This window comes from Streptacidiphilus jeojiensis, assembly GCF_042510965.1.
GTDB classification, from domain to species: domain Bacteria; phylum Actinomycetota; class Actinomycetes; order Streptomycetales; family Streptomycetaceae; genus Streptacidiphilus; species Streptacidiphilus jeojiensis.
Genome location: NZ_JBEUKS010000005.1, coordinates 19,978 through 39,543, shown reverse-complemented (window position 1 = coordinate 39,543; position 19,566 = coordinate 19,978). Strand labels below are relative to the sequence as shown.

The window sequence follows — 19,566 nt, the reverse complement described above, 5'->3', positions numbered from 1 at the left end:
CGGTGTTGTCCCGGGTTCCCCGGTTCACCACGGGGACGGCGCGTAGTCCTTCAGGAACACCCCGAGCAGGTCCTCGCCCTGCTCGCCGCGCACGATCGGGTCGTACACCCGGGCCGCGCCGTCCACCAGGTCCAGCGGGGCGTGGAAGCCCTCGTCGGCCAGCCGCATCTTGTCCGGGTGCGGGCGCTCGTCGGTGATCCAGCCGGTGTCCACGGCCGTCATCAGGATGCCGTCCTGCTCCAGCATCTCCTGGGCGCTGGTGCGGGTCAGCATGTTCAGCGCGGCCTTGGCCATATTGGTGTGCGGGTGCCCCGGGCCCTTGTAGCCGCGGCTGAACTGGCCCTCCATCGCGGACACGTTCACCACGTACTTGCGCCGCGCGGTGGACCGGGCCATCGCCGGGCGCAGCTTGCTGACCAGGATGAACGGCGCGGTGACATTGCAGAGCTGCACCTCCAGCAGCTCGATCGGGTCGACCTCGTCGACCTTCTGGCTCCAGCTGTTCACCGGGTCCAGGTCCGGCACCAGGCCGCCGGCGTCGATCGCGGTCCCCGCCTCGACCAGCGCGGGCGCGGCCGAGCCGCTGGTCAGCGCGAGCGCCGTGAGCGCCTGGGCACTGAGCGCGCCGCGCTCGCCGCGCGACTGGCTGGGCAGGGCCGGCTGGCGGCTGAGGTCGAAGCGTCCCAGCACGACCGCCTCCGGCAGCTCCCCGGCGGGCAGCGGCGCGTCCTCGGCGGTGATCAGCTCGGCGTAGGCCTGCGCGGAGCGGCGCACCGTCTGCGCGGCGTTGTTGATCAGGATGTCCAGCGGGCCCTGCTCGGCCACCGAGTCCGCCAGCGCGATGACCTGCGAGGGGTCGCGCAGGTCGATGCCGACGATGCGCAGCCGGTGCAGCCACTCGGCGCTGTCCGGCATGGCCGTGAACCGGCGGATCGCGTCGTTGGGGAAGCGGGTGGTGATCGTGGTGTGGGCGCCGTCTCGCAGCAGCCGCAGCGCGATGTACATGCCGATCTTGGCCCGTCCGCCGGTGAGCAGCGCGCGCCTGCCGCTCAGGTCGGTACGGGCGTCCCGGCGGGCCCGGTTCTCATGGGCGCAGGGCTGGCACAGCTGGTGGTAGAAGGCGTCGACCTCGACGTAGCGGGTCTTGCAGATGTAGCAGGAGCGCGGCCGCTCCAGCACGCCGGCGATCGGACCGCTGGTGCCGCTGGTGAGCTGCAGGCCCTGGGTCTCGTCGTCGATCCGGTCGGCCGCGCCGGTCGCGGTCGCCTCGGTCACGGCCCGGTCGTTGGCGGTCTTGGCGGCCCGGCGCTCCTGCCGGCGGCGGTGCTTGACCGTCCGGTAAAGCCCGGCGGTGGCCAGCCGGACCGCGATGGCGTCGGGGTGGTCGATCGGCAGCTGGTCAAGCTCGGCCAGGACCGCGAGGGCCAGCTTCAGCCGCTCCGGGTCGATGCCGGGGACGTCCTCGACCGGCGTCTCCCCGGCACGGGCCTCGGTGAGGGTGGTGCCGCTGTCGGGTCCTGCGCTCATGCCGCTGCTGCCGTTCCGTGGCTGGGGGAGGTGGTGAGGTGTGGCGATGCCAACTGCGACACCTTACGCAACGCCGGGCCACCGGCCAAACCCGGATGGCCCACCCACGAGGCACGCGGTGCCGCTCACCCCCAGGGTAGGGGTATGGCGAACAACCAGATGATGACCTTCCGGGTCAACCGACGCATGCTGGCCGCCGGTGCGGTCCTCACCGGCACGGGGGCCCTGCTGGCCCTCGTCGGCACCGCGATCGCGGGCACCGCCCTGGCCACGGCCGGACGCGGCTGGGTGCAGCAGCTCGAGACCCCGCCCACCGAGATGGCCACCCGCGCCATGCGCCAGGCCAAGGCGGTCTCCAAGGCCGCCTCCCAGGCCGGCGTCGACGCCTGGCGCGCGCAGGCAAGCTAGCCCCGCGGACTCCTTCTGCCGTCAGCCGACCTTGTCTGCTGACGGCAGAAGGCTCTTTCGGTTGCCCGTCCGTCCGGCCGACACTCGATCCCATGAAGCTACTTGTGATCGGTGGATCGGTGTTCCTCGGACGGGCCTTCGTGCATGAGGCGCTGTCGCGCGGCTGGGAGGTGACCACCTTCAACCGCGGGCAGTCCGGCACGGACGAGCCCGGCGTCACCGTGGTCCAGGGCGACCGCGAGCAGAGCGCCGACCTGGAGCGCCTGGCCGCGGCCGGCCCCTGGGACGCCGTCGTGGACGTCTGCGGCTACGTCCCGCGGGTGGTCGGCGCCTCCGTCGCGGCCCTCGCGAAGTCGGCCGACACCTACCTGATGATCTCCACGATCAACGCCTACCCGGAGTGGCCGGCGAAGCCCGTCGACGAGAGCTCGCTGCGGCACGAGTGCGAGCCCGACGCGGGCCCGGACGACGGCGACTACGGCAAGCTCAAGGTCGGCTGCGAACGCGCCGTCACCGAGGGCTTCCCGGGCCGCACCCTGGTGATCGAGCCCGGCCTGATCCTCGGCCCCGGCGACCGCGCCCGACGCCTCGCCGTCTGGCTGCGCCGCGCCGCGCAGGGCGGCCGCATGATCGCCCCCGGCAGCCCCGACCGCGAGATGCAGGTCATCGACGCCCGCGACATCGCCGTCTTCGGCCTGGACCGGATCGTGGACGGCAGCAGCGGCACCTACCTCACCAGCGGAACCCCCGCCAACACCACCTGGGGCGAGTACCTGGGCACCTGCGTGGAGGCCACCGGCGGCAAGGCCGAGCTGGTCTGGGTGGACGACGCCTTCCTGGAGGAGCACAACGTCGAGCCGTGGACCGAGCTCCCGCTCTGGGCCCCGCCGAACGACGATTTCGCCGCCGTCTGGTCACCCTCCTCGGCCAAGGCCATCGCCGCCGGCCTGCGCTGCCGCCCGGTCCCCGACTCCATCCGCGACACCGCAGCCTGGCTCTTCGCCCCGGGCGGCATGGACGACGCCTTCGACGTCCACCACAGCCAGAAGGACGACCGCGTGATGACCCAGGACCGCGAACGGCAACTCTTGTTGGCCTGGGACTCCCGCACCTGAGTGACCAGAGGGGCCCCGCAAGGGGCGCGGGGAACTGCGCGATCAACCACGCACTCCGTGCACACTCGACGCACCGAGCCCCGCGCCCCCGGTGGTTTCCCCTGCTGCCCTGTACAGCCCGCCCGCTTGCGATACTACGACCATGATCACAAGCAGCCGGCTGCACTGGACCCTGCGCCCCGCCACCCCCGCCGACGTCGAAACGATCGCCGAGCTCCGCGCAGCGGTCATGCGCAGGGACCTGGAGCGCCTGGGCCGCTTCGACGAGCACCGGGTGCGCCAGCGGTTCCGGGACTCGTTCGCCCCGGAGCACACCTCGGTCATCCTGGCCGGCAAGGCCTTCGCGGGCTGCGTCACCCTCCGCCCGGTGCCGGACGGCCAGTGGCTGGAGAGCTTCTACCTCGACCCCGCCGTCCAGGGCCGGGGCCTCGGCTCGGCCGTCCTGCGCACGCTGCTGGAGCGCACCGACGCCGACGGGGTCCCGGTCCGGCTGCAGGTCCTGCAGGGCAGCGCCGCCCGCCGGCTCTACGAGCGGCACGGCTTCACCGTGGAGGACCAGGACCCGGTCGACGTCCTCATGGTGCGTCAGCCGCCTGCCACACCTGCCACCGCCACCCCCGCTGCCGCTACTGGCTGAACCGCGCCCGCAGCTCCCGCTTCAGCACCTTGTGGCTGGGCCCCAGCGGGTACGCGTCGACGAACTCCACCCGCCTCGGGTACTTGTGCTTGGCCAGGTGCTCCTTGGACCAGGCGATCAGCTCGTCCGCGGTCGGGCGCTGCTCCGCGTCCTGGGCCAGGATCACCACCGCGCACACCTCCTCCCCGTGCAGTTCGTCGGGCAGGCCGATCACGGCCGCCTCGGCGACCGCGGGGTGCCGCAGCAACGTCTCCTCCACCTCCCGGGGGTAGACGTTGTAGCCGCCGCGGATCACGATGTCCTTCTTGCGGTCCACGATGCTGATGAAGCCCTGGGCGTCCTTGGTGCCCAGGTCCCCGGTCCGGAACCAGCCGTCGACCAGGGCCTCGGCGGTCGCCTCGGGGCGGCCGAGGTAGCCGAGGAAGACGTTGTGGCCGCGCACCACGATCTCGCCCAGCTCCCCGGTCGGCAGCAGTTCGATCCGGTCGTCCAGCTCCGGCCGGGCGATCTCGACGTCCACGCCCCAGACCGGATGGCCGACCGTGCCGGCCCTGGTGCCGAAGTCGGGCTGGTTCACCGACGCGGTCGGCGAGGTCTCCGAGAGGCCGTAGCCCTCCCAGATGCTCGTCCCGAACACGGCGTCGAACCGCTCCAGCACCGGGACGGGAAGCGACGCGCCGCCGGATATGCACAGCCGCAGCCTCGGCAGCTCCGGCGCGCGCTTGGCCGCCTCCAGCAGCGCGATGTACATCGTCGGCACGCCGTGGAAGGTGTTGACACCCTCGCGCACCATCAGCGCCAGCGCGGCGTCCGCGTCGAAGCGGGGCAGCAGCACCAGCGTGGCGCCGGCCCGCCAGGTGGAGTTCATGCTGACGGTCTGTCCGAAGGTGTGGAACAGCGGCAGCGCGCCCAGCGCCACGTCCGTGGACTCGACATGGTTGGCGTCGAACGCATTTACGACAGCGTTCATTATGAGGCTGAGATGGCTCAGGATCGCGCCCTTGGGCTGGCCGGTGGTCCCGCTGGTGTAGAAGACCACGGCCGGGTCCTCGGGCTGACGGGCCGTGAAGTGCGTCAGCGGGGTCACCCGTCCGGCCAGCTCCTCCAGCCGTCCGACCGCCCCCGGCACCGGCACGGCCGGACCCACCGTCACCAGCGGAACCTGCGCCGCCGAGGCCGCGCCGGCCGCGACCGCCGCCGTGGCCGCATGGCTGATCAGCACTGTCGCGCCACTGTCCCGCAGCACATAGCCGACCTCATCGGCGGTGAGCAGCAGGTGCACCGGCACCACCACGCCGCCGGCCGCGAGGATCGCGTAGTAGGCGCGGGGGAACTCGGTGACGTTGGGCGCCATCAGCGCCACCCGGTCACCGGGCCGCACACCCAGCTCGACCAGGGCCGCGGCCTGCGCCAGCGACTGCTGCCACAGCTCGGCGAAGGTGAGTCGGAGGTCGCCCTCGACCAGGGCGGTGCTGTTCGGCCTGCGGCGGGCGTTCTCGGCCAGGATGGAGGCAAGGGAAAGCGTCATTGCTGTGGTGGCTCCGGTGGCGGGGTGGGTGGGGGATCGGCGGCGCGGGATCCGCGGTGGAGCTGCGGCTCAGCGGGCTCCGCCGTTGACGTACAGGGTCTGGCCGCTGACGTAGGAGGAGTCCTCGGACGCCAGGAAGGCGACTACCGAGGCGACGTCCTCGGGGCGGCCGACCCGGCGCAGCGGGGTGCGCTCGGCGGCGAGCTCCTGGTGCTGCTCGGGCGTGGCGCCGACCCGCTCGGCGGTGGCGGCGGTCATGCCGGTGGCGATGTAGCCGGGGGCGACCGCGTTGACGTTGATGTTGAACGGGCCCAGCTCGATGGCCAGGGTGGCGGTCAGGCCCTGGATGCCGGCCTTGGCCGCCGCGTAGTTGGCCTGGCCCCGGTTGCCCAGGGCGGAGCGCGAGCTCAGCGAGACGATCTTGCCGTACTTCTGCTGGCACATGTACCGCTGGGCGATCTGCGAGCAGTTGTAGGCGCTGGTCAGGTTGACCGTGATGACGGCGTCCCAGTCGGACTTCGGCATCTTGAAGAACAGGTTGTCGCGGGTGATCCCGGCGTTGTTGACCAGGATGTGGATCCCGCCGAGGTCCGCGGCGACCTGGGCGAAGACCGCCTCCACCGCGTCGATGTCGGCGACGTCGCAGCCGTAGCCGCGCGCCGTTCCGCCCTTGGCGGTGATGGCCTCCACGGTGGCCGCAGCGCGCTCGGCGGTGAGGTCCACCACGGCCACCGCCGCGCCCTCCGACGCCAACCGCTCAGCGGTGGCAGCGCCGATGCCCTGTGCCGCGCCGGTGACGACAGCGACCTTGCCGGTAAAACGAGTCATGATCCACTCCAGAGAAAGTTGCAACTACATAAGGGGCGCGGGGAACTGCGCTGCCAACCACCCACACACCTGAGCGCTAGTCACGATCCACAAGCACCGCAGTCCCCTGCCCGACCCCCACGCACATCGTCGCCAGCCCCCGGCCGGCCCCGTCCCGCGCCATCCGGTGCAGCAGCGTGGTCAGGATCCGCGCCCCCGACCCGCCCAGCGGATGCCCCAGCGCGATCGCGCCGCCCTGCGGGTTGACCAGCTCCGGGTCGATCCCCAACTCGTTCACGCAGGCCAGCGCCTGTGCGGCGAACGCCTCGTTGAACTCGGCGGTGTCGAACGAGCCGATGTCCCGGCCGGTGCGCGCCAGCACCCGCCGTACCGCCGGGACCGGCCCGATGCCCATGATGTCCGGGTTCACCCCGGCGCTGGCCCCGGCGACGTAGCGTCCCAGCGGCTCCAGGCCCAGCTCGCCCAGCGCCTCCTCGCTGACCAGCAGCAGCCCGGCCGCGCCGTCGTTCATCGGCGAGGCGTTGCCGGCCGTGACCGTGCCGCCCTTGCGGAACACCGGCTTGAGCGCGGCCAGCTTCTCCAGGGTGGTGTCGGCGCGGATCGACTCGTCCTGGCTCACCACCGTGCCGTCGGCCAGCACGACCGGCACGATCTCCGCGTCGAACAGGCCGTTCTTCCGTGCTGCCGCCGCCTTCTGATGGCTGCTCAGGGCGAAGGCGTCCTGGTGCTCGCGGCTGACGCCGTAGCGCGCGGCGACCTCCTCGGCGGTCTCGCCCATCGACAGCACGCCGTGCAGCTCGCGCATCTTCGGGTTGGTCATCCGCCAGCCGAGCTTGGTGTCGAAGATCTCGGCGTTGTGCGGCAGCGCGACCTCGGCGCGCGGCAGGACGAAGGGGGCGCGGCTCATCGACTCCGAGCCGCCCGCCAGCACGATGTCCGCCTCGCCGGAGCCGATGGCCCGCGCGGCGGTCGTGACGGCCTCCAGCCCGGAGGCGCAGAGCCGGTTCAGGGTGGCCCCCGGCACCGAGTCGGGCAGTCCGGCCAGCAGCACGGCCATCCGCGCGATGTTGCGGTTGTCCTCGCCGGACTGGTTGGCCGCGCCCCAGTAGACGTCGTCGATCCTGGCCGGGTCCAGTCCGGGCACACTGTCCAGCACGGCCCGCACCGCGGTGGCGGCCAGGTCGTCGGGGCGGACGGTGGAGAGTGCACCGCGCAGCCGCCCGATCGGGGTGCGGCGCGCTGCGGCGAAGTAGACGGGACGCATGATCGGCTCCTTGCGGGCTCACGTGCTTGGGTACGTGCGTGTTTGCGTGTTTGCTGGGGACGGTGGATCAGAACGCGTTGACGCCGGTCAGCTCCCGGCCGATGAGCAGCTTCTGGATCTGGCTGGTGCCCTCGTACAGGGTCATCACCCGGGCGTCGCGGACGTACTTGCCGACCGGGTACTCGTCGACGAAGCCGTAGCCGCCGAAGACCTGGAGTGCGGCGTTGGCCGCCTTCACGGCAGCTTCGGAGGCGTAGAGCTTGGCGATGGACCCCTCGGCCCGGAACGGCAGCCCGCGCTCGATGAGGTCGGCGACCCGCCAGGTCAGCAGCCGGGCGGCGTCCAGCTCCACCTTGATGTCGGCGAGCATCTCCTGCACCAGCTGGTGTGCGGCGATCGGCTTGCCGAACTGCTCGCGCTGGGTGGAGTAGGCGACGGCCGCGTCCAGCGAGGCCTGGATGATGCCGACGCAGCCGGCCGCCACGGACATCCGGCCCTTGGCGAGGGCGGCCATGGCGACCTGGAAGCCCTTGCCCTCCTGGCCCAGCATCGCGCTGTGCGGGACCCGGACGTCCTCGAAGGCCAGCTCGGCGGTGGGCTGGCCGCGCAGTCCGAGCTTGCCGTGGATGGTGGTGCGGGTCAGCCCCGGGGTGTCGGTGGGCACGAGGAAGGCGCTGACGCCCTTGTGTCCGGCCTGCTCGGGGTCGTCCCCGCCGGTGCGGGCGAAGACCAGGGCGACCTCGGCCCAGGTGCCGTTGGTGATGAACATCTTGGCGCCGTTGATCACCCAGTCGCCGCTGTTGCCGCCGTCGCCGTCGCGCACGGCCCGGGTGGAGAGGTTGCCGGCGTCCGACCCGGTGCCGGGCTCGGTCAGGGCGAAGCAGCCCAGCGCCTCCCCGGCGCACAGCCGGGGCAGCCACCGCTGCTTCTGCTCCTCGGTGCCGTAGGTGTTGATCGACTTGGTGACCAGGCCCAGCGACACCGACATCAGCCCGCGCACGGAGGAGTCGCCGCGGCCGAGCTCCTCGGTGACCAGGACGTAGGAGAGGTAGTCGCCGCCGGAGCCGCCGTACTCCTCGGGGATGGTCAGGCCCAGGAAGCCGAGCGCCCCGAGCTTCTTCACGATGCCGCGGTCCACCTGCTCGGCGCGGTCCCAGGCGGTGGCGTGCGGGATGATCTCGCGGTTGACGAAGTCGGCCGCGAGCTCGCGGACGGCGGTCTGCTCCTCGTTGAGCTCCAGGTTCACGGTGGTCCTCAGGCAGGGGGGCACCCCCGGACGGAGTCTGGGGGAGGGTGGGACATGGTTGGTGCTGCGCCGGGTTCTGCCAATAAACTAGCGCTGCAAGTTTTTGGACTCTAACCCGACCGTACGCCTGTTGGAAAGTGCCCGGACCGCAGCCGTCGGCGGCTGCCCGTGGCAGTCCCTGGATCGGCCCATGAATCGGAGGTGCGCCGTGGCCCGCCCGCGCAACCCACTGCTGAGCCGCGACCGCATCGTCGCGGCCGCACTGGAGCTGGTCGACACGGAGGGTCTGCCCGCGCTCTCCACCCGCCGCCTTGCCGCCGTGCTCGGGGTCAGCGGTCCGTCGCTCTACAACCACTTCGCCACCAAGGACGCCCTGCTCGACGCGGTGGTGGACGAGGTGCTGGGGGAGGTTGACCTGTCGATGTGGGCCCAAGTCGACAAAGAAACCTGGGCCGACGCCCTCACCCGCTGGGCCCGCAGCTACCGGTCCGCGCTGGTCGCCCACCCCAACCTGATCCCGGTGCTGGCCCAGGGGCCCGGACGGCGGACCAATGCGCTGCGGCTGGCCGACGCGGTCTTCGGCGGGCTGGTCGACGCGGGCTGGCCGCGCGGGGACGCCACCCGGATCGGCGCCCTGATGCGCTACCTGGTCTTCGGCTCCGCGCTGGGCTCCTTCGCCGGCGGCTTCGTGGACGACCAGCAGATCTACGCCGCCGACTACCCCCACCTGGACCAGGCCCACCTGTTGGCCGAGCACCGCCGCAGCATCGACGAGGGGGCCTTCGAAACCGGGATCAGCGCACTGATGGAGGGGCTGACCCTGCAGTACGGACGCACCAACGCCGGCGGCTAGCGGGTGGTGAACGCGCCACCGTTGACGTGGATCGTCTGACCGGTGATGTGCGCGGCCCCTGGCGAGGCCAGGAACCAGGCGGTCTCGGCGATGTCCGCCGGGGTGCCGGCCCGCTTGGTGTGCGTCTCCTGGACCAGCGACTGATGGCGCTCGTCCGTCATCTGCCCCTGGAAGAAGCCGGTTCCGGCGACATATCCGGCCGAGATGACATTGCAGGTGACGCCGAGCGGCCCCAGGTCGGCCGAGAGCGTGGCGCTCCAGGCGGCGAGCGCCGCCTTGGCCGCCCCGTACGAGCCGCCCCGGCGCTCGGCCCCGATCGAGCCGATGCTGATGACCGAACCGCCACGGTTGAGCTTCTCCCGTACCGAGGCGGTGGTCAGCACGGCGCTCAGCAGGTTCTGCTCCAGGCTGGTCTGCCACTGCGTCAGCAGTGCTTCCAGCAGCGGGAGTTCGGCGGACCCGGCCGCCGCCTCGGGCAGCCCGCCGGCCGCGTTCACCAGCACGTCGAGCCCGGTGCCGAGCTCCGCGCCGAGCCGATCGCTCACCGCGGCGACCTGCTCGGGCCTGGTCGCGTCGCAGACCACTCCCCGAACCCCCAACTCCTTGGCGCTGCGCTCGACGGTGTCGGAGTGGCGCCCGGTGATGAACACCTCGGCCCCCTCCGCCGCGAACCTGGCCGCGACGGCACGGCCGATCCCACTGGTTCCTCCGGTGACAAGCACGGTGCGGCGGCGGGTCATGGCATCCTCCTGGCTGGCTCAGTGCTACGTTTAGATCTAAACATAGTGAAGGACGATCGAGGAAGGCCCGGTGTCGATGGCGTCCGAGACCCCGTATCCCGCCGCGAGGATTGCCGCCGCCTGGCAGCGGGAGCGTCCGGGTACCCCCACCGAGTCGATCGAGATCGTGACCCCGATCTGGCGCCTGGCGAAGCTCTTCGCCGACGACCGCAACCGCGTGCTGCGCGAAGCGGGGATCGACGCGGCCACCCTCGACCTGCTCTCGGTGCTCCGCCGCTCCGGACCGCCCTACACCCTGAGCACCCGTGAGCTGGCCGAACTCACCCTGGTCACCGCAGGCGCGATCTCCCAACGCGTGGCCCGGGCCGAGAACGAGGGTCTGGCCCGCCGAACCCCCGGAACCACAGGCCGCCGCACGGTCCTGGTCACTCTCACCGCCGAGGGCCACGCCCTGATCGAACGCTCCGTCGACGCGGTCCTGGGCCGCGAGGCGGAACTCGTCAGCTCCCTGTCACCGGAGGAACGTACGGCGCTGGTCGACCTCCTGGAGAAGCTGACGGTCGACGTCAGGCGCCAGCTGGACCCCGGGTGACGACGGCGACCCTGGATCCGGACCCGCACCAGGGTGAGCAGACCAGCGAACCGGCTCGTCTGCCGGTCGATTGACCGGTAGCGTCGGCGTGACCGTGGAATGCCTGCCGGGGAAGGAACCAGGGCTCTTGAGCGAGTACACGTTGCGCGTGATCGGGCACGTCGAGTCGGTGCTGGCAGAGCGGGCGGCGGCACCTCGACAGCCGGACGAGGGTGCTCCCGACGCCTGGCTGGTCTTCGACGACTGCTACGCCCCTGCCCTGGACGGCCTGGTCCCGGGCGCCGATGTGCTCCTGTTCACCTGGCTCGACCGCACCGACCGCGACACGCTCACCGTCCACCCTCGTGGCGAGGCCGCCCGGCCGCGCGCCGGCGTCTTCGCCACCCGCAGCCCTGACCGTCCCAATCCGATCGGCCTGCACGAGGTCCACATCCTCGCCGTCGCCGGCACCCGCGTGCACGTCCGCAACCTCGAAGCCCTCGACGCAACCCCGATCCTGGACGTCAAACCCCTGCTCACCCCGGACCGCTGACGCCGTCCTGCAGATGGGCGAGAGTCGGGCCCGGACTTCAGGTACCACAACGGCGGTAGGTCGGAGCCAGGGGTCTTGGCCCGGGCGGTGGAGCAACAGCGGACTCGTCGTCAGACACGGGTTCCCCCAGTTTGACCGACGGAAGGGAACCCGGCCGCGCCGTCAACAGGCCGTACCTCGGAGGGGGTTGTGCCCATGCCCGCCGGCGAGCGGCCTGCCGGTAGTGGCAAGGCGCACTGCGCCAGCTTCCAGAATCGGGCTGTTTAGGCGGCGGTGGTGGTGTGTCTGTGCCGGGTGGGTGGTGGGGGGATGCGGGTGTTGGGTGGGGTGGGGGTGTTGGGGGGTGGGGTGGCGGTGTAGTGGCCGTTGGGTTGTTGGGTGAGGTTCCAGCCGGTGGTGTGCAGGTCGTGGTGGTGTTCGGGGCAGAGCAGGGTGATGTTGTCGACGGAGGTGGGTCCGCCGTCGGCCCAGTGGATGGCGTGGTGGCCCTCGCACCAGGAGGGTGGCCGCTGGCAGCCGGGCCAGATGCAGTGCCGGTCGCGGGCGGTGACCGCGTCGCGGATGTGCGGGGGGATGGTGCGCGAGGCCCGGCCGATGGACAGCGGTCGGCCCTGGCCGCGGGTCAGCAGTACGCGCAGGGTGCAGTCGCAGGCCAGTTGGCGTGCGGTGGCGGTGTCCAGGCGCAGTCCGCGGGTGGTGAAGGCGCCGTGGGGTGGGGCCAGCAGTCCGGCCAGCGGGTCACCGGGGTGCTCCGGGTTGGGGAGCGGGTCCTGGACCGGTCCGTCGTGATGGTGGTGTGGGTGGGGGGTGGTGAGGGTGTCCAGGTCGGCGATCAGGGTCAGGTGGGGGCGGGTGCCGCCGGTGACCGGTAGCGTGCCGGTGTTCAGGGCCAGTGCGGCCACGGTGGCCAGCGCATCACCCAGGCGTTGCGCGCCGGTGCGCGGGTCCTCGGTCTTCGGTGGGCCGGCGGCGGCTTCCAGGGCGGTCCGCAGCCGCTCCCCGGCCAGGGCCTCCAGTTCGCCGGACAGGACCCAGAACGGGCGGTCGGTGGTTCCGGTGGCGGAGAGTTTCACCCAGGACTGGAATACGGCCGGGGCCTGGTCCTGGGGTGGTTCCTCCTCGGCCACCAGCCGCACCCGTACCTCCTCAGCGGCGCGGGCCAGCTGGGACAGGTGCAGCTGCGGGGCGTGGGCCAGCAGCAGTTCCTCGGCCTGGCCGCGGGCCTGGACATCGTCCACCGGCGCCAGATGACGGGCGATCACCTGCGCCTGGTCGGCGCTGAGGGTCCCGGTGGCCTGTGCGGTGCGGACCGCGGGCACCGCGGCCAGCTGACCGGCCCGTGCCGTCAAGCGCCGCGCGGCGGTGCTGGCGAGTTGGCCGTGGGTGGCCAGGAAGCCGCCGGTGGAACGTGAGCGCAGCACGGTGGCGCCGTCCATGGCGTCGAAGACCGCCACCCGCCGCAGCAGTTCGGCCTCCAGCATCTCGCCCAGCCGCAGCAGGGCCAGGACCTGCTCGCCCAGGGCCAGCGCGCCGGTGGCACGCAGGGCCTCCTGGTCCTGCCCGGCCAGCGCCGCCAGCATCGCCTGCGGCCGGCCCGGCACCGAGCGCAGCGGATCGGGCAGGACGGCGGTACGCGAGGACACCGGCGTACCGGCCCGCACCGAGCACCCTGAGGCGTCGGTGAGCATCCCGCCCACGCCACCGTTGCGCCCGGACACCCCGGCGCCCTCCTGGGCGACCTGCTCCCGCCAGCCGGTCGACCAGTCCAGCCCGGTCGCAGCCTGGATCGCCTCACCGCCACCCACCGTGTGGGCCGACAAGGGGGAGGGTTGCGCGGGGGAGGAGGGAGGGGACGACACTGCCTGGCCGACCGAAGGGCCAGCACCGGACGCCGCGTCAACCATCGCCTCGCCCCCGAAGACCAGGGCGTCCATAACCCCATTCTCCCCCACCACCCCCAACCCCACCATCACCCCCAAGAGGGAAACGCCAGTGCTCCAAATTGACGATCGGTTGTTGATCGAGGTCAGCTGGGCGGGAACGGGGTGGCCCAGGATTCCTCGTCGAGGAGGAGGCCGTTGGCCAGGTAGCTGATGGTCCGGTACCAGCCGGCCAGCACCAGGAACTCCAGCAGCTGGGCCTCGTCGTAGTGGCTCCGCAGGGGTGCCCAGGCCTCGTGCGAGAGGTGTGCGGTGTCGTGCAGCTCGTCGACAGCGTGCAGCAGTGCCTCATGCCGTGGCTGCCAGGTGGCGTTGGCTGTCGGGTCCGTGTCGGCGGTGGCCCGCAGCTGTTCGGGGCTGAGTCCGACCTGGCGCGAGAAGCCCGCGGCGTGCACGCCCCATTCGTATGAGCAGCCGGCGCGGGCGGTCGTCCGGGCGATGACGATTTCCCGGTCGAGAGCGGGGAGCAGGCCGTGGCCTAGCAGCCCGGAGCCCACGGCGAACATGCGGGAGGCCAGCTCCGGACTGCGGTGCAGCACCCGGAACAGTGCGAGCGGCTCGTGCGCCACGCCGGGCGGCATCCATCTGCGGAGGGCTTGGCCGATCTCCGTGGAGTACGGCGGTTCGAGCGGTTCGATGCGCGGCATGCACCTCTCCTCTGCTTCGGTTGTCGAAGCACTATGCTGCTTCGACAACCGAAGCGCAAGGATGGGTGCATGGACAGCAGAACGCCGCGGCCGGGCGTACCGGTGCGAGGGTCCGAGTCGGGCCGTCCCGTCATGGCCGCACTCGACCTCCTCGGACGGCGCTGGGCGTTGCGCATCCTGTGGGAGCTCAGCCAGTCTCCGGCGGGCTTCCGCGAGTTGCAGCGCAGATGCGAGCGGATGTCCTCCAGCGTGCTCAACACCCGGCTCAACGAACTGACCGACGCCGGCCTGCTGACCATGCACGGCGACGGCTACCAACTCACCCGACTCGGCGAGGACCTCGTCGACGCACTCCGCCCGCTGAACGCCTGGAGCCAACGCTGGGCGGACGAGAACGCCGCGTCAGTTCGGGTCCGCCCGTAGGGCCTCAGTCGCGGAGTTCGCCCTCCAACAGGCCCATGGTGAACACGTCGTACCACTGGCCGTCTCGTCGGAAGACCTGGCGCAGCCTGCCCTCGTCGACGAATCCGACCTTCTGGTAGATGTGGTGGGCGGCGTGGTTCTCGGTGACGACGGTCAGCATGATCTTGTGCAGGCGCATCTTCTCGAAGCCGTAGCGGCAGATCGTCCGCATGGCGTCGGTCGCGTAGCCGCGTCCCCAGTACTCCTTCTCGCCGAGGTAGATGTCGAGCTCGGCGCAACCGGTCTCCGGCTCGGCGTCGCCCAAGTGGACCAGGCCTATGAGCTGGGCCTCTTCGAGGGTCTCGATCCCCAGCAGCAGGTCGCCGTACGAGTTCCTCGGCCGCTCCTCCAACCGCTTCCTGACCTGAGCCAGCGGTTGGGCGTACCCGTCCTGCATCCAGCGCATCACCTCGGGGTCGTGGTTCCAGCGCCACAACGCATCGGCGTCCGACGGCTCCATCGGCCGCAGCTTCACCAGTTTTCCAAGCACCATGACGGCCGTCCCTTCGGGGTTCCATGATCGGCGTTTCACTTGCGACTGTGTCCGGAACGTATTGGGGAAGCAAGTACCTTCTGACCTTGACGATCAGGCTTGCCCGAGGTCTGTGCAGCCCGGACTCAGAGGCACCTTCCGGGTGCGGGTTCCGGGCTCGGCATCCCCGCTCTCATGCCAGTGGCGCCGCTGCAAGCCGCCTCGTGGCTGCGCCGCTGTGCTGTGGTGCTCAGGACGGCCGGTTTACTTGGCCTTGGCCAGGTGGATCTTGAAGAAGTCGGTGAGCTTGGAGACTGCGGGGCTGACGTACTGCTCTTTGTCGTAGAGGTCGACGTGGCTGGCTCCGTCGATCCAGTGCAGTTCTTTGGGGCTGCGAGCGCGCTGGAACGCCTCCACGGCCATCCAGGACGTCACCGCTTCGCTTCCGACGATCATAAGCAGCGGGCGGGGCGCGATCAGGTCGACGAAGCCGAAGGCGTCGAAGGTGGTCATGCGGTCGACGCTGGACCAGGTGAGGGACGTCGCTGAGCGTGGGTGTCGGGCGCGGTCGGTGCGGTAGTACTCGAAGCCCTCGACGCCGTGTCGGCCGCCCAGGGCGCGGGCCTGCTCGGCGGTGTCGGGGAAGAGCTGGAAGCTCGGGACACCTTCGCCATGGGCTTCGGCGGTACGCGCGGTTGCAGCGGCGTCGAGCATGCCCTGGATGACGGCGGGGTCCTGCGCACCGTCGGCGCCCAGGCGGAACTGGCGGGCGATGTCGACGGCGCTGACGGTGCCGGCGGCCTTGATGCGGTGGTCGGTGGCGGCGGCGGGAAGCACGTACCCGCCGGAGGCGCAGATGCCCAGTGCCCCGATGCGTTCGGGGTCGACCTCGTCGCGGGTGGTGAGGAAGGAGACCGCGGACTTGATGTCCTCCACCCGGTGGGCCGGGTCCTCCAGGCCGCGCGGAACGCCCTCGCTCTCGCCCTGGTAGGCGGCGTCGAACGCGAGGGTGACGAAGCCCTGCTCGGCCAGGCGCCGCGCGTACAGGCCGGCGGCCTGTTCCTTCACACCGCTGCCGGGATGCCCCACCACGATCGCGGGGCGGGGGCCGCCGGTGTCGTTGTCGGGGGTGTAGAGGTGGCCTGCGAGCTTCAGGCCGGCGCTGGGAAAGGTGACGTCCGTCTTCATGGTGGTGCTCTCCGGTCAGGGAAGGGGGCGGGCCCGCTCCTGGAGCGGGATCCGGTGACCGCGTCGAGTCCGTCGGCCACTTCCACCACCGTCGCGCCGCCCGGAACGAGATGCCAGGGAGGGTCCTGCCTGTGCAGACCAGTACCAGGCACGCGGCTGCAGTCTGGCGGACACTGGGAACCATGGAAAACCCCGGCAGTCCTCCAGGCGGCAATGACCTGGGCGAGTTCCTGCGCGCCCGCCGCGCCGCCCTGGACCCGCACTGCTGCGGTTTTCCCGACGACGGCCGCCTGCGCCGGGTACCGGGCCTGCGCCGGGAGGAACTGGCCCAGCTCGCACACGTGAGCATCGACTACGTCGTACGACTGGAACAGGGCCGGACCCGCCGGGTCTCCCGCCCGGTCCTCGACGCCCTCGCCGACGCACTGCAACTCGCCGCGGACGAACGCGCGTACCTGTTCACCGTCGCCGACGTCACGCAGGCCGCCCCCGCCCGACAGCCCGCCGGGCAGCGGGTCGACCCGCAACTTCAGCAGCTGCTCGACGGTATGCACGACATCCCCGCCATGGTCCTCAACCGGCGTATGGACGTGCTGGCCTGGAACCGGGGCGCGGCGGCCCTACTGACCGACTTCGCCGCACTTCCCGCACCTGAGCGCAACCTGATCCGGCTGACCTTCCTCGACGACGCCTACCGGTCCCTGTACGCGGACTGGCCACGTGCTGCCCGCGAGTGCGTCGCGGTCCTGCGGATGGAGGCCGGACGCAACCCCGACGACCGGGCGCTCACCGCCCTGGTCGGCGAACTCACCGTCCGGGACCCGGACTTCCGGACCTGGTGGGCAAGCCACCAGGTCCGCGGGCCCAGGCAGCTCACCAAGACCTACCGCCACCCGGTCATCGGCACCGTGACCCTCGACGTCCAGCAGTTCGGCGTCGACACACAGCCCGACCAGCAACTGGTCGCCTACACGGCCCCACCACACTCCCCCTCCCAGGAAGCACTGCGCTTCCTCCTCCCGTGGTCCGCACAACCGGACGACCACACCACGAACCGAAGCCGCCACTATTAGCCCGCGCCGCACGCCCGCAGCTGTGCCCGAATCATGATCGAAAAAGTAACAATGCCTTCTGAGCTGGGACGATAGGGCCCTTCCAAGGTCTCCGTAGTACCGGCATGAAGGCAATCTCTGCGTGCACGCCCCTCGGTCACGTCCCAAGCTCATAGTCTCGTCCGACGGCCGCGGGGTGGTCAGCCACCCTGGCTCGCGCCTGCTCGCGGACCTGGCCGACTCCACCGGCCTCACCGGCGCCTTCAGTAACGCTCTGCGCCAACTGCGCCCGCGCGGCACCGGGCATGATCCCGGCCGCGTGACCGTGGACCTGGCGGTCATGCTCGCCGACGGCGGCGAAGCCATCCGCGACCGCCCTCGCGACGACGAGCACGGCTCATTCGACCCCAGCTGAAACGCGGAGGCTAGTAGCAGCACACTCACGATGATCAACGGTGGCTGTACCCGTCTCCGTACCCTCCCCTACACAGCACCTGATGATCGTGCGGTGGCCGCGCGATGCCCGGCCGCGACACACCGCCCGATCGCTTACCCGGCAACGGTTTTGTCGAAGAGCCGGTTCCGACCTGGCGGCTGGGGTGGGTTCAGTCGCGAGCGCCGATCGTGCGGCCGGTGGCGTGGAACAGACCCATCGGCAGCGCACCGACGGCCATGCCGAGCAGCGCCCAGCCGGGATGCCGCACTGGATGCGCGCCCCAAAGACATAGCCCGGCAAGCGCCAGGCCCGTCCAGCCGGCGAGCACGTTGACTACCGGGGAGGATCCGAAGACGGTCGGGAACCGTTCCGCCGCGATGCCCTTGGCGAAGTGAGGATATGCATTGGCGGCCAGTGTGCCGGCCAGAAACGCGAGCAGTACCGCCTGCCACATGCCGGTCCCCATCCCGTAGCTGTGGAATCCGTTGACCCTGGAATCGGACTGGTGACTCCGATTAGAGGATACGGACTGACCACTCCGGTTGCAAGGAGTGGCCGATGACCACCGCCACTAGGCACCCGAACATGCGCAGGGCCTCGCCTCAGCGGTAGTGGCGGGTGAGTTCGTTGGCGTAGTGGCGGCCGAGGGTGGGGCCCTCCTGGCGGAGCCAGGTGCTGAGGGGGGTGGTGCCGGTGGCGGGGCCGTCGGTGTCGGCCAGGCCGTCGGACATGGCATGGTACTCGTCGGTGGTGAGCAGGCGGTCGCGGAGCAGCAGGCCGAGTGCCGTGGACACCGGCGTGAGCAGCGCGCCCGGGACGTGGACGATGCGGGCGCGGCTGCCGACCGCTTGTGCGGTGCTGCGGACGAGTTCGTCGAAGGTCGGGCGCTCCGGTCCGACGGCGTCCAGGACCGCGTTGCCGGTTCGGGCGCCCTCGGTGACGCAGAGGCGGGCCAGGTCGTCCACGTGGATGCCGCGGATGCGGTAGCTGCCGTCCCCGCCGACGGCGAACACCGGGAGGCGGCGCAGCAGCCAGGCGATGTTGTTCAGCAGGACCCCGGAACCGCCGAAGAGGATGGCCGGCCGCAGGATCGTGTGGGGCAGACCGGTGTCGACCAGGGCGGCTTCGGTGCGGGCCTTCTCGCGGAAGTAGCTGTACGGCGAGTCGGTCCCGGGGTGGGTGATCGACAGATGGACGACGCGTTGCACCCCGGCGTCGGAAGCGGCCTGGAAGAGGACCTGCGACCGGGCGGTGGCTGTGGCGTGGTCGAGGGCTCCGCGCTGGAAGCGGATCCAGTAGGTGTTGTAGAGGGTGTCCACCCCGCGCAGCGCTTCGGTGAGTCGGAGGCGGTCCTCGAAGTCGAGCGGGCGGACCTCGATGTCCGTACCGGCGGGCGCCCGTCCGGGGTGGGCGGTCAGGGTGCGTACCCGGCGTTCGGACGCGCGCAGTTGCGCGGCGATGGCTCCGCCGGAGTAGCCGAAGGCTCCGGTGACCGCATCGAGGGGCAGTCCGGTCGAGCTGTCCGGATCACTCACGGTCTCTCCTCGCAGGGCGGGGACGGCGCGCCCCCGGGGGCGCGCCGTCGGTTTTCAGCCGTGGGTCGCCGAGACAGTCGCTTCGGCGGTACTGGACGCCTCCTCGCCGCCGGTCGCACTGGGCAGGGGGAAGCAGACGTACCACGTGTGCGCGCTGTCGCAGAGGGATACCCGGAAGGCCGGATTGGCGGATTTCGGGTCTTTGTTGTCCTGACACTTCTGGTTAGGGCGGGCAGTGTTCGTGCCGTTCTTGGAGACCGGTCCGGAACTGCAGATTTCTCCGGTCAGAATGACGGTCGCCGCGCCGCCTTTCGTGGCGACGGAGCCGACCGCCAGATTCTGTGTCCGGAAGGAGCCTGCGCCCAACCCGGCGAACAAGACCTTGATGATGTTTCGGTCGCTGGGCAGGACCAGTGAACTCGCCTGGTTCAGATTACCGGTGAAAAGGTATTCGGTGTAGGCGAGGGCGACGGCCCCCGGAAGCTGCGGGGCGCCTGCCGCAGCGGAACCGGACGCGCCTGCGCCGGACACGGCGACACCGGGCGCAGCCACCGCCGATGCGCA

21 protein-coding genes and 1 pseudogene are annotated in these 19,566 nt (G+C 71.1%); 9 read left to right on the top strand and 13 right to left on the bottom strand.

What is annotated here, in order from left to right:
* Window positions 1-24: 24 nt before the first annotated feature.
* A complete protein-coding gene (locus ABUW04_RS15145) occupies window positions 25-1,527 on the bottom strand; it encodes an SDR family NAD(P)-dependent oxidoreductase (protein WP_380565100.1) in 1,503 nt (500 codons plus the stop codon).
* 144 nt (window positions 1,528-1,671) lie between these two features.
* Here ABUW04_RS15145 and ABUW04_RS15140 point away from each other — a divergent pair, with 144 nt between their 5' ends.
* The 3 genes from ABUW04_RS15140 to ABUW04_RS15130 all read left to right on the top strand — a co-directional run bounded on the left by ABUW04_RS15140 (window position 1,672) and on the right by ABUW04_RS15130 (window position 3,687).
* On the top strand, window positions 1,672-1,935 hold the full coding sequence (locus ABUW04_RS15140; RefSeq protein ID WP_030259601.1) for a hypothetical protein: 264 nt from the start codon (window positions 1,672-1,674) through the stop codon (window positions 1,933-1,935).
* Between the two features lie 92 nt (window positions 1,936-2,027).
* Window positions 2,028-3,050 carry an NAD-dependent epimerase/dehydratase family protein gene (locus tag ABUW04_RS15135; protein WP_380565098.1) on the top strand — a complete coding sequence of 341 codons (1,023 nt, stop codon included), beginning with the start codon at window positions 2,028-2,030 and terminating at the stop codon, window positions 3,048-3,050.
* 142 nt (window positions 3,051-3,192) lie between these two features.
* Complete coding sequence (locus tag ABUW04_RS15130) at window positions 3,193-3,687, top strand: GNAT family N-acetyltransferase (protein ID WP_380565096.1); 495 nt, start codon at window positions 3,193-3,195, stop codon at window positions 3,685-3,687.
* On the opposite strand, the gene ABUW04_RS15125 is transcribed toward ABUW04_RS15130, so the two are convergent.
* The 4 genes from ABUW04_RS15125 to ABUW04_RS15110 all read right to left on the bottom strand — a co-directional run bounded on the left by ABUW04_RS15125 (window position 3,677) and on the right by ABUW04_RS15110 (window position 8,553).
* Window positions 3,677-5,215, bottom strand: coding sequence for a long-chain-fatty-acid--CoA ligase (locus tag ABUW04_RS15125; protein ID WP_380565094.1), 1,539 nt, complete (start codon window positions 5,213-5,215; stop codon window positions 3,677-3,679). The genes ABUW04_RS15130 and ABUW04_RS15125 overlap by 11 nt on opposite strands.
* Before the next feature lie 69 nt (window positions 5,216-5,284).
* Window positions 5,285-6,043, bottom strand: a complete 759-nt coding sequence (gene fabG, locus ABUW04_RS15120; protein ID WP_380565093.1) for a 3-oxoacyl-ACP reductase FabG — start codon at window positions 6,041-6,043, stop codon at window positions 5,285-5,287.
* Window positions 6,044-6,119: 76 nt separating this feature from the next.
* Window positions 6,120-7,307 carry a thiolase family protein gene (locus ABUW04_RS15115; RefSeq protein WP_380565091.1) on the bottom strand — a complete coding sequence of 396 codons (1,188 nt, stop codon included), beginning with the start codon at window positions 7,305-7,307 and terminating at the stop codon, window positions 6,120-6,122.
* Window positions 7,308-7,374: 67 nt separating this feature from the next.
* Window positions 7,375-8,553: an acyl-CoA dehydrogenase family protein gene (locus tag ABUW04_RS15110; protein WP_380565089.1), complete on the bottom strand. Its 1,179-nt coding sequence runs from the start codon at window positions 8,551-8,553 to the stop codon at window positions 7,375-7,377.
* A gap of 208 nt (window positions 8,554-8,761) precedes the next feature.
* Between ABUW04_RS15110 and ABUW04_RS15105 the strand changes: the two genes are divergently transcribed.
* Window positions 8,762-9,406 carry a TetR/AcrR family transcriptional regulator gene (locus ABUW04_RS15105; protein WP_380565087.1) on the top strand — a complete coding sequence of 215 codons (645 nt, stop codon included), beginning with the start codon at window positions 8,762-8,764 and terminating at the stop codon, window positions 9,404-9,406.
* Here ABUW04_RS15105 and ABUW04_RS15100 read toward each other — a convergent pair.
* A complete protein-coding gene (locus tag ABUW04_RS15100; RefSeq protein WP_380565086.1) occupies window positions 9,403-10,146 on the bottom strand; it encodes an SDR family NAD(P)-dependent oxidoreductase in 744 nt (247 codons plus the stop codon). The genes ABUW04_RS15105 and ABUW04_RS15100 overlap by 4 nt on opposite strands.
* Window positions 10,147-10,222: 76 nt before the next feature.
* On the opposite strand from ABUW04_RS15100, the gene ABUW04_RS15095 reads away from it, so the two are divergent.
* Together ABUW04_RS15095 and tsaA are read left to right on the top strand one after the other, a co-directional pair.
* The gene (locus tag ABUW04_RS15095; protein WP_380565638.1) at window positions 10,223-10,738 is read left to right on the top strand and encodes a MarR family winged helix-turn-helix transcriptional regulator; all 516 of its coding nucleotides are present in this window, start codon (window positions 10,223-10,225) and stop codon (window positions 10,736-10,738) included.
* A gap of 127 nt (window positions 10,739-10,865) precedes the next feature.
* The gene (gene tsaA / locus ABUW04_RS15090; protein WP_380565084.1) at window positions 10,866-11,270 is read left to right on the top strand and encodes a tRNA (N6-threonylcarbamoyladenosine(37)-N6)-methyltransferase TrmO; all 405 of its coding nucleotides are present in this window, start codon (window positions 10,866-10,868) and stop codon (window positions 11,268-11,270) included.
* A gap of 263 nt (window positions 11,271-11,533) precedes the next feature.
* Here the strand turns inward: tsaA and ABUW04_RS15085 are convergent, their stop codons facing one another.
* Both ABUW04_RS15085 and ABUW04_RS15080 read right to left on the bottom strand, forming a co-directional pair.
* Window positions 11,534-13,090 carry an HNH endonuclease signature motif containing protein gene (locus ABUW04_RS15085; RefSeq protein ID WP_380565082.1) on the bottom strand — a complete coding sequence of 519 codons (1,557 nt, stop codon included), beginning with the start codon at window positions 13,088-13,090 and terminating at the stop codon, window positions 11,534-11,536.
* Between the two features lie 206 nt (window positions 13,091-13,296).
* On the bottom strand, window positions 13,297-13,857 hold the full coding sequence (locus ABUW04_RS15080) for a carboxymuconolactone decarboxylase family protein (RefSeq protein WP_380565080.1): 561 nt from the start codon (window positions 13,855-13,857) through the stop codon (window positions 13,297-13,299).
* A gap of 69 nt (window positions 13,858-13,926) precedes the next feature.
* Here ABUW04_RS15080 and ABUW04_RS15075 point away from each other — a divergent pair, with 69 nt between their 5' ends.
* The gene (locus ABUW04_RS15075; RefSeq protein WP_030267046.1) at window positions 13,927-14,280 is read left to right on the top strand and encodes a winged helix-turn-helix transcriptional regulator; all 354 of its coding nucleotides are present in this window, start codon (window positions 13,927-13,929) and stop codon (window positions 14,278-14,280) included.
* A gap of 4 nt (window positions 14,281-14,284) precedes the next feature.
* Here the strand turns inward: ABUW04_RS15075 and ABUW04_RS15070 are convergent, their stop codons facing one another.
* Entirely contained in the window at window positions 14,285-14,812 is a 528-nt protein-coding gene (locus ABUW04_RS15070; protein WP_380565079.1) for a GNAT family N-acetyltransferase, read from the bottom strand.
* 243 nt (window positions 14,813-15,055) lie between these two features.
* Window positions 15,056-15,979 (bottom strand): alpha/beta hydrolase, encoded by a 924-nt coding sequence (locus ABUW04_RS15065; protein ID WP_380565077.1) that lies wholly within the window; start codon window positions 15,977-15,979, stop codon window positions 15,056-15,058.
* A gap of 182 nt (window positions 15,980-16,161) precedes the next feature.
* Here ABUW04_RS15065 and ABUW04_RS15060 point away from each other — a divergent pair, with 182 nt between their 5' ends.
* Window positions 16,162-17,052, top strand: coding sequence for a helix-turn-helix transcriptional regulator (locus ABUW04_RS15060; RefSeq protein ID WP_380565075.1), 891 nt, complete (start codon window positions 16,162-16,164; stop codon window positions 17,050-17,052).
* A 121-nt stretch (window positions 17,053-17,173) separates the two neighbouring features.
* Window positions 17,174-17,404, top strand: a pseudogene (locus tag ABUW04_RS15055) (IS1380 family transposase); the annotation flags it as partial.
* A 232-nt stretch (window positions 17,405-17,636) separates the two neighbouring features.
* On the opposite strand, the gene ABUW04_RS15050 reads toward ABUW04_RS15055, so the two are convergent.
* The 3 genes from ABUW04_RS15050 to ABUW04_RS15040 form a co-directional block, all read right to left on the bottom strand.
* Window positions 17,637-17,921, bottom strand: coding sequence for a hypothetical protein (locus ABUW04_RS15050; protein WP_063757734.1), 285 nt, complete (start codon window positions 17,919-17,921; stop codon window positions 17,637-17,639).
* 148 nt (window positions 17,922-18,069) lie between these two features.
* A complete protein-coding gene (locus tag ABUW04_RS15045) occupies window positions 18,070-19,002 on the bottom strand; it encodes an SDR family oxidoreductase (RefSeq protein WP_380565074.1) in 933 nt (310 codons plus the stop codon).
* Window positions 19,003-19,056: 54 nt separating this feature from the next.
* Complete coding sequence (locus tag ABUW04_RS15040) at window positions 19,057-19,533, bottom strand: hypothetical protein (protein WP_380565072.1); 477 nt, start codon at window positions 19,531-19,533, stop codon at window positions 19,057-19,059.
* Between the last annotated feature and the right edge of the window lie 33 nt (window positions 19,534-19,566).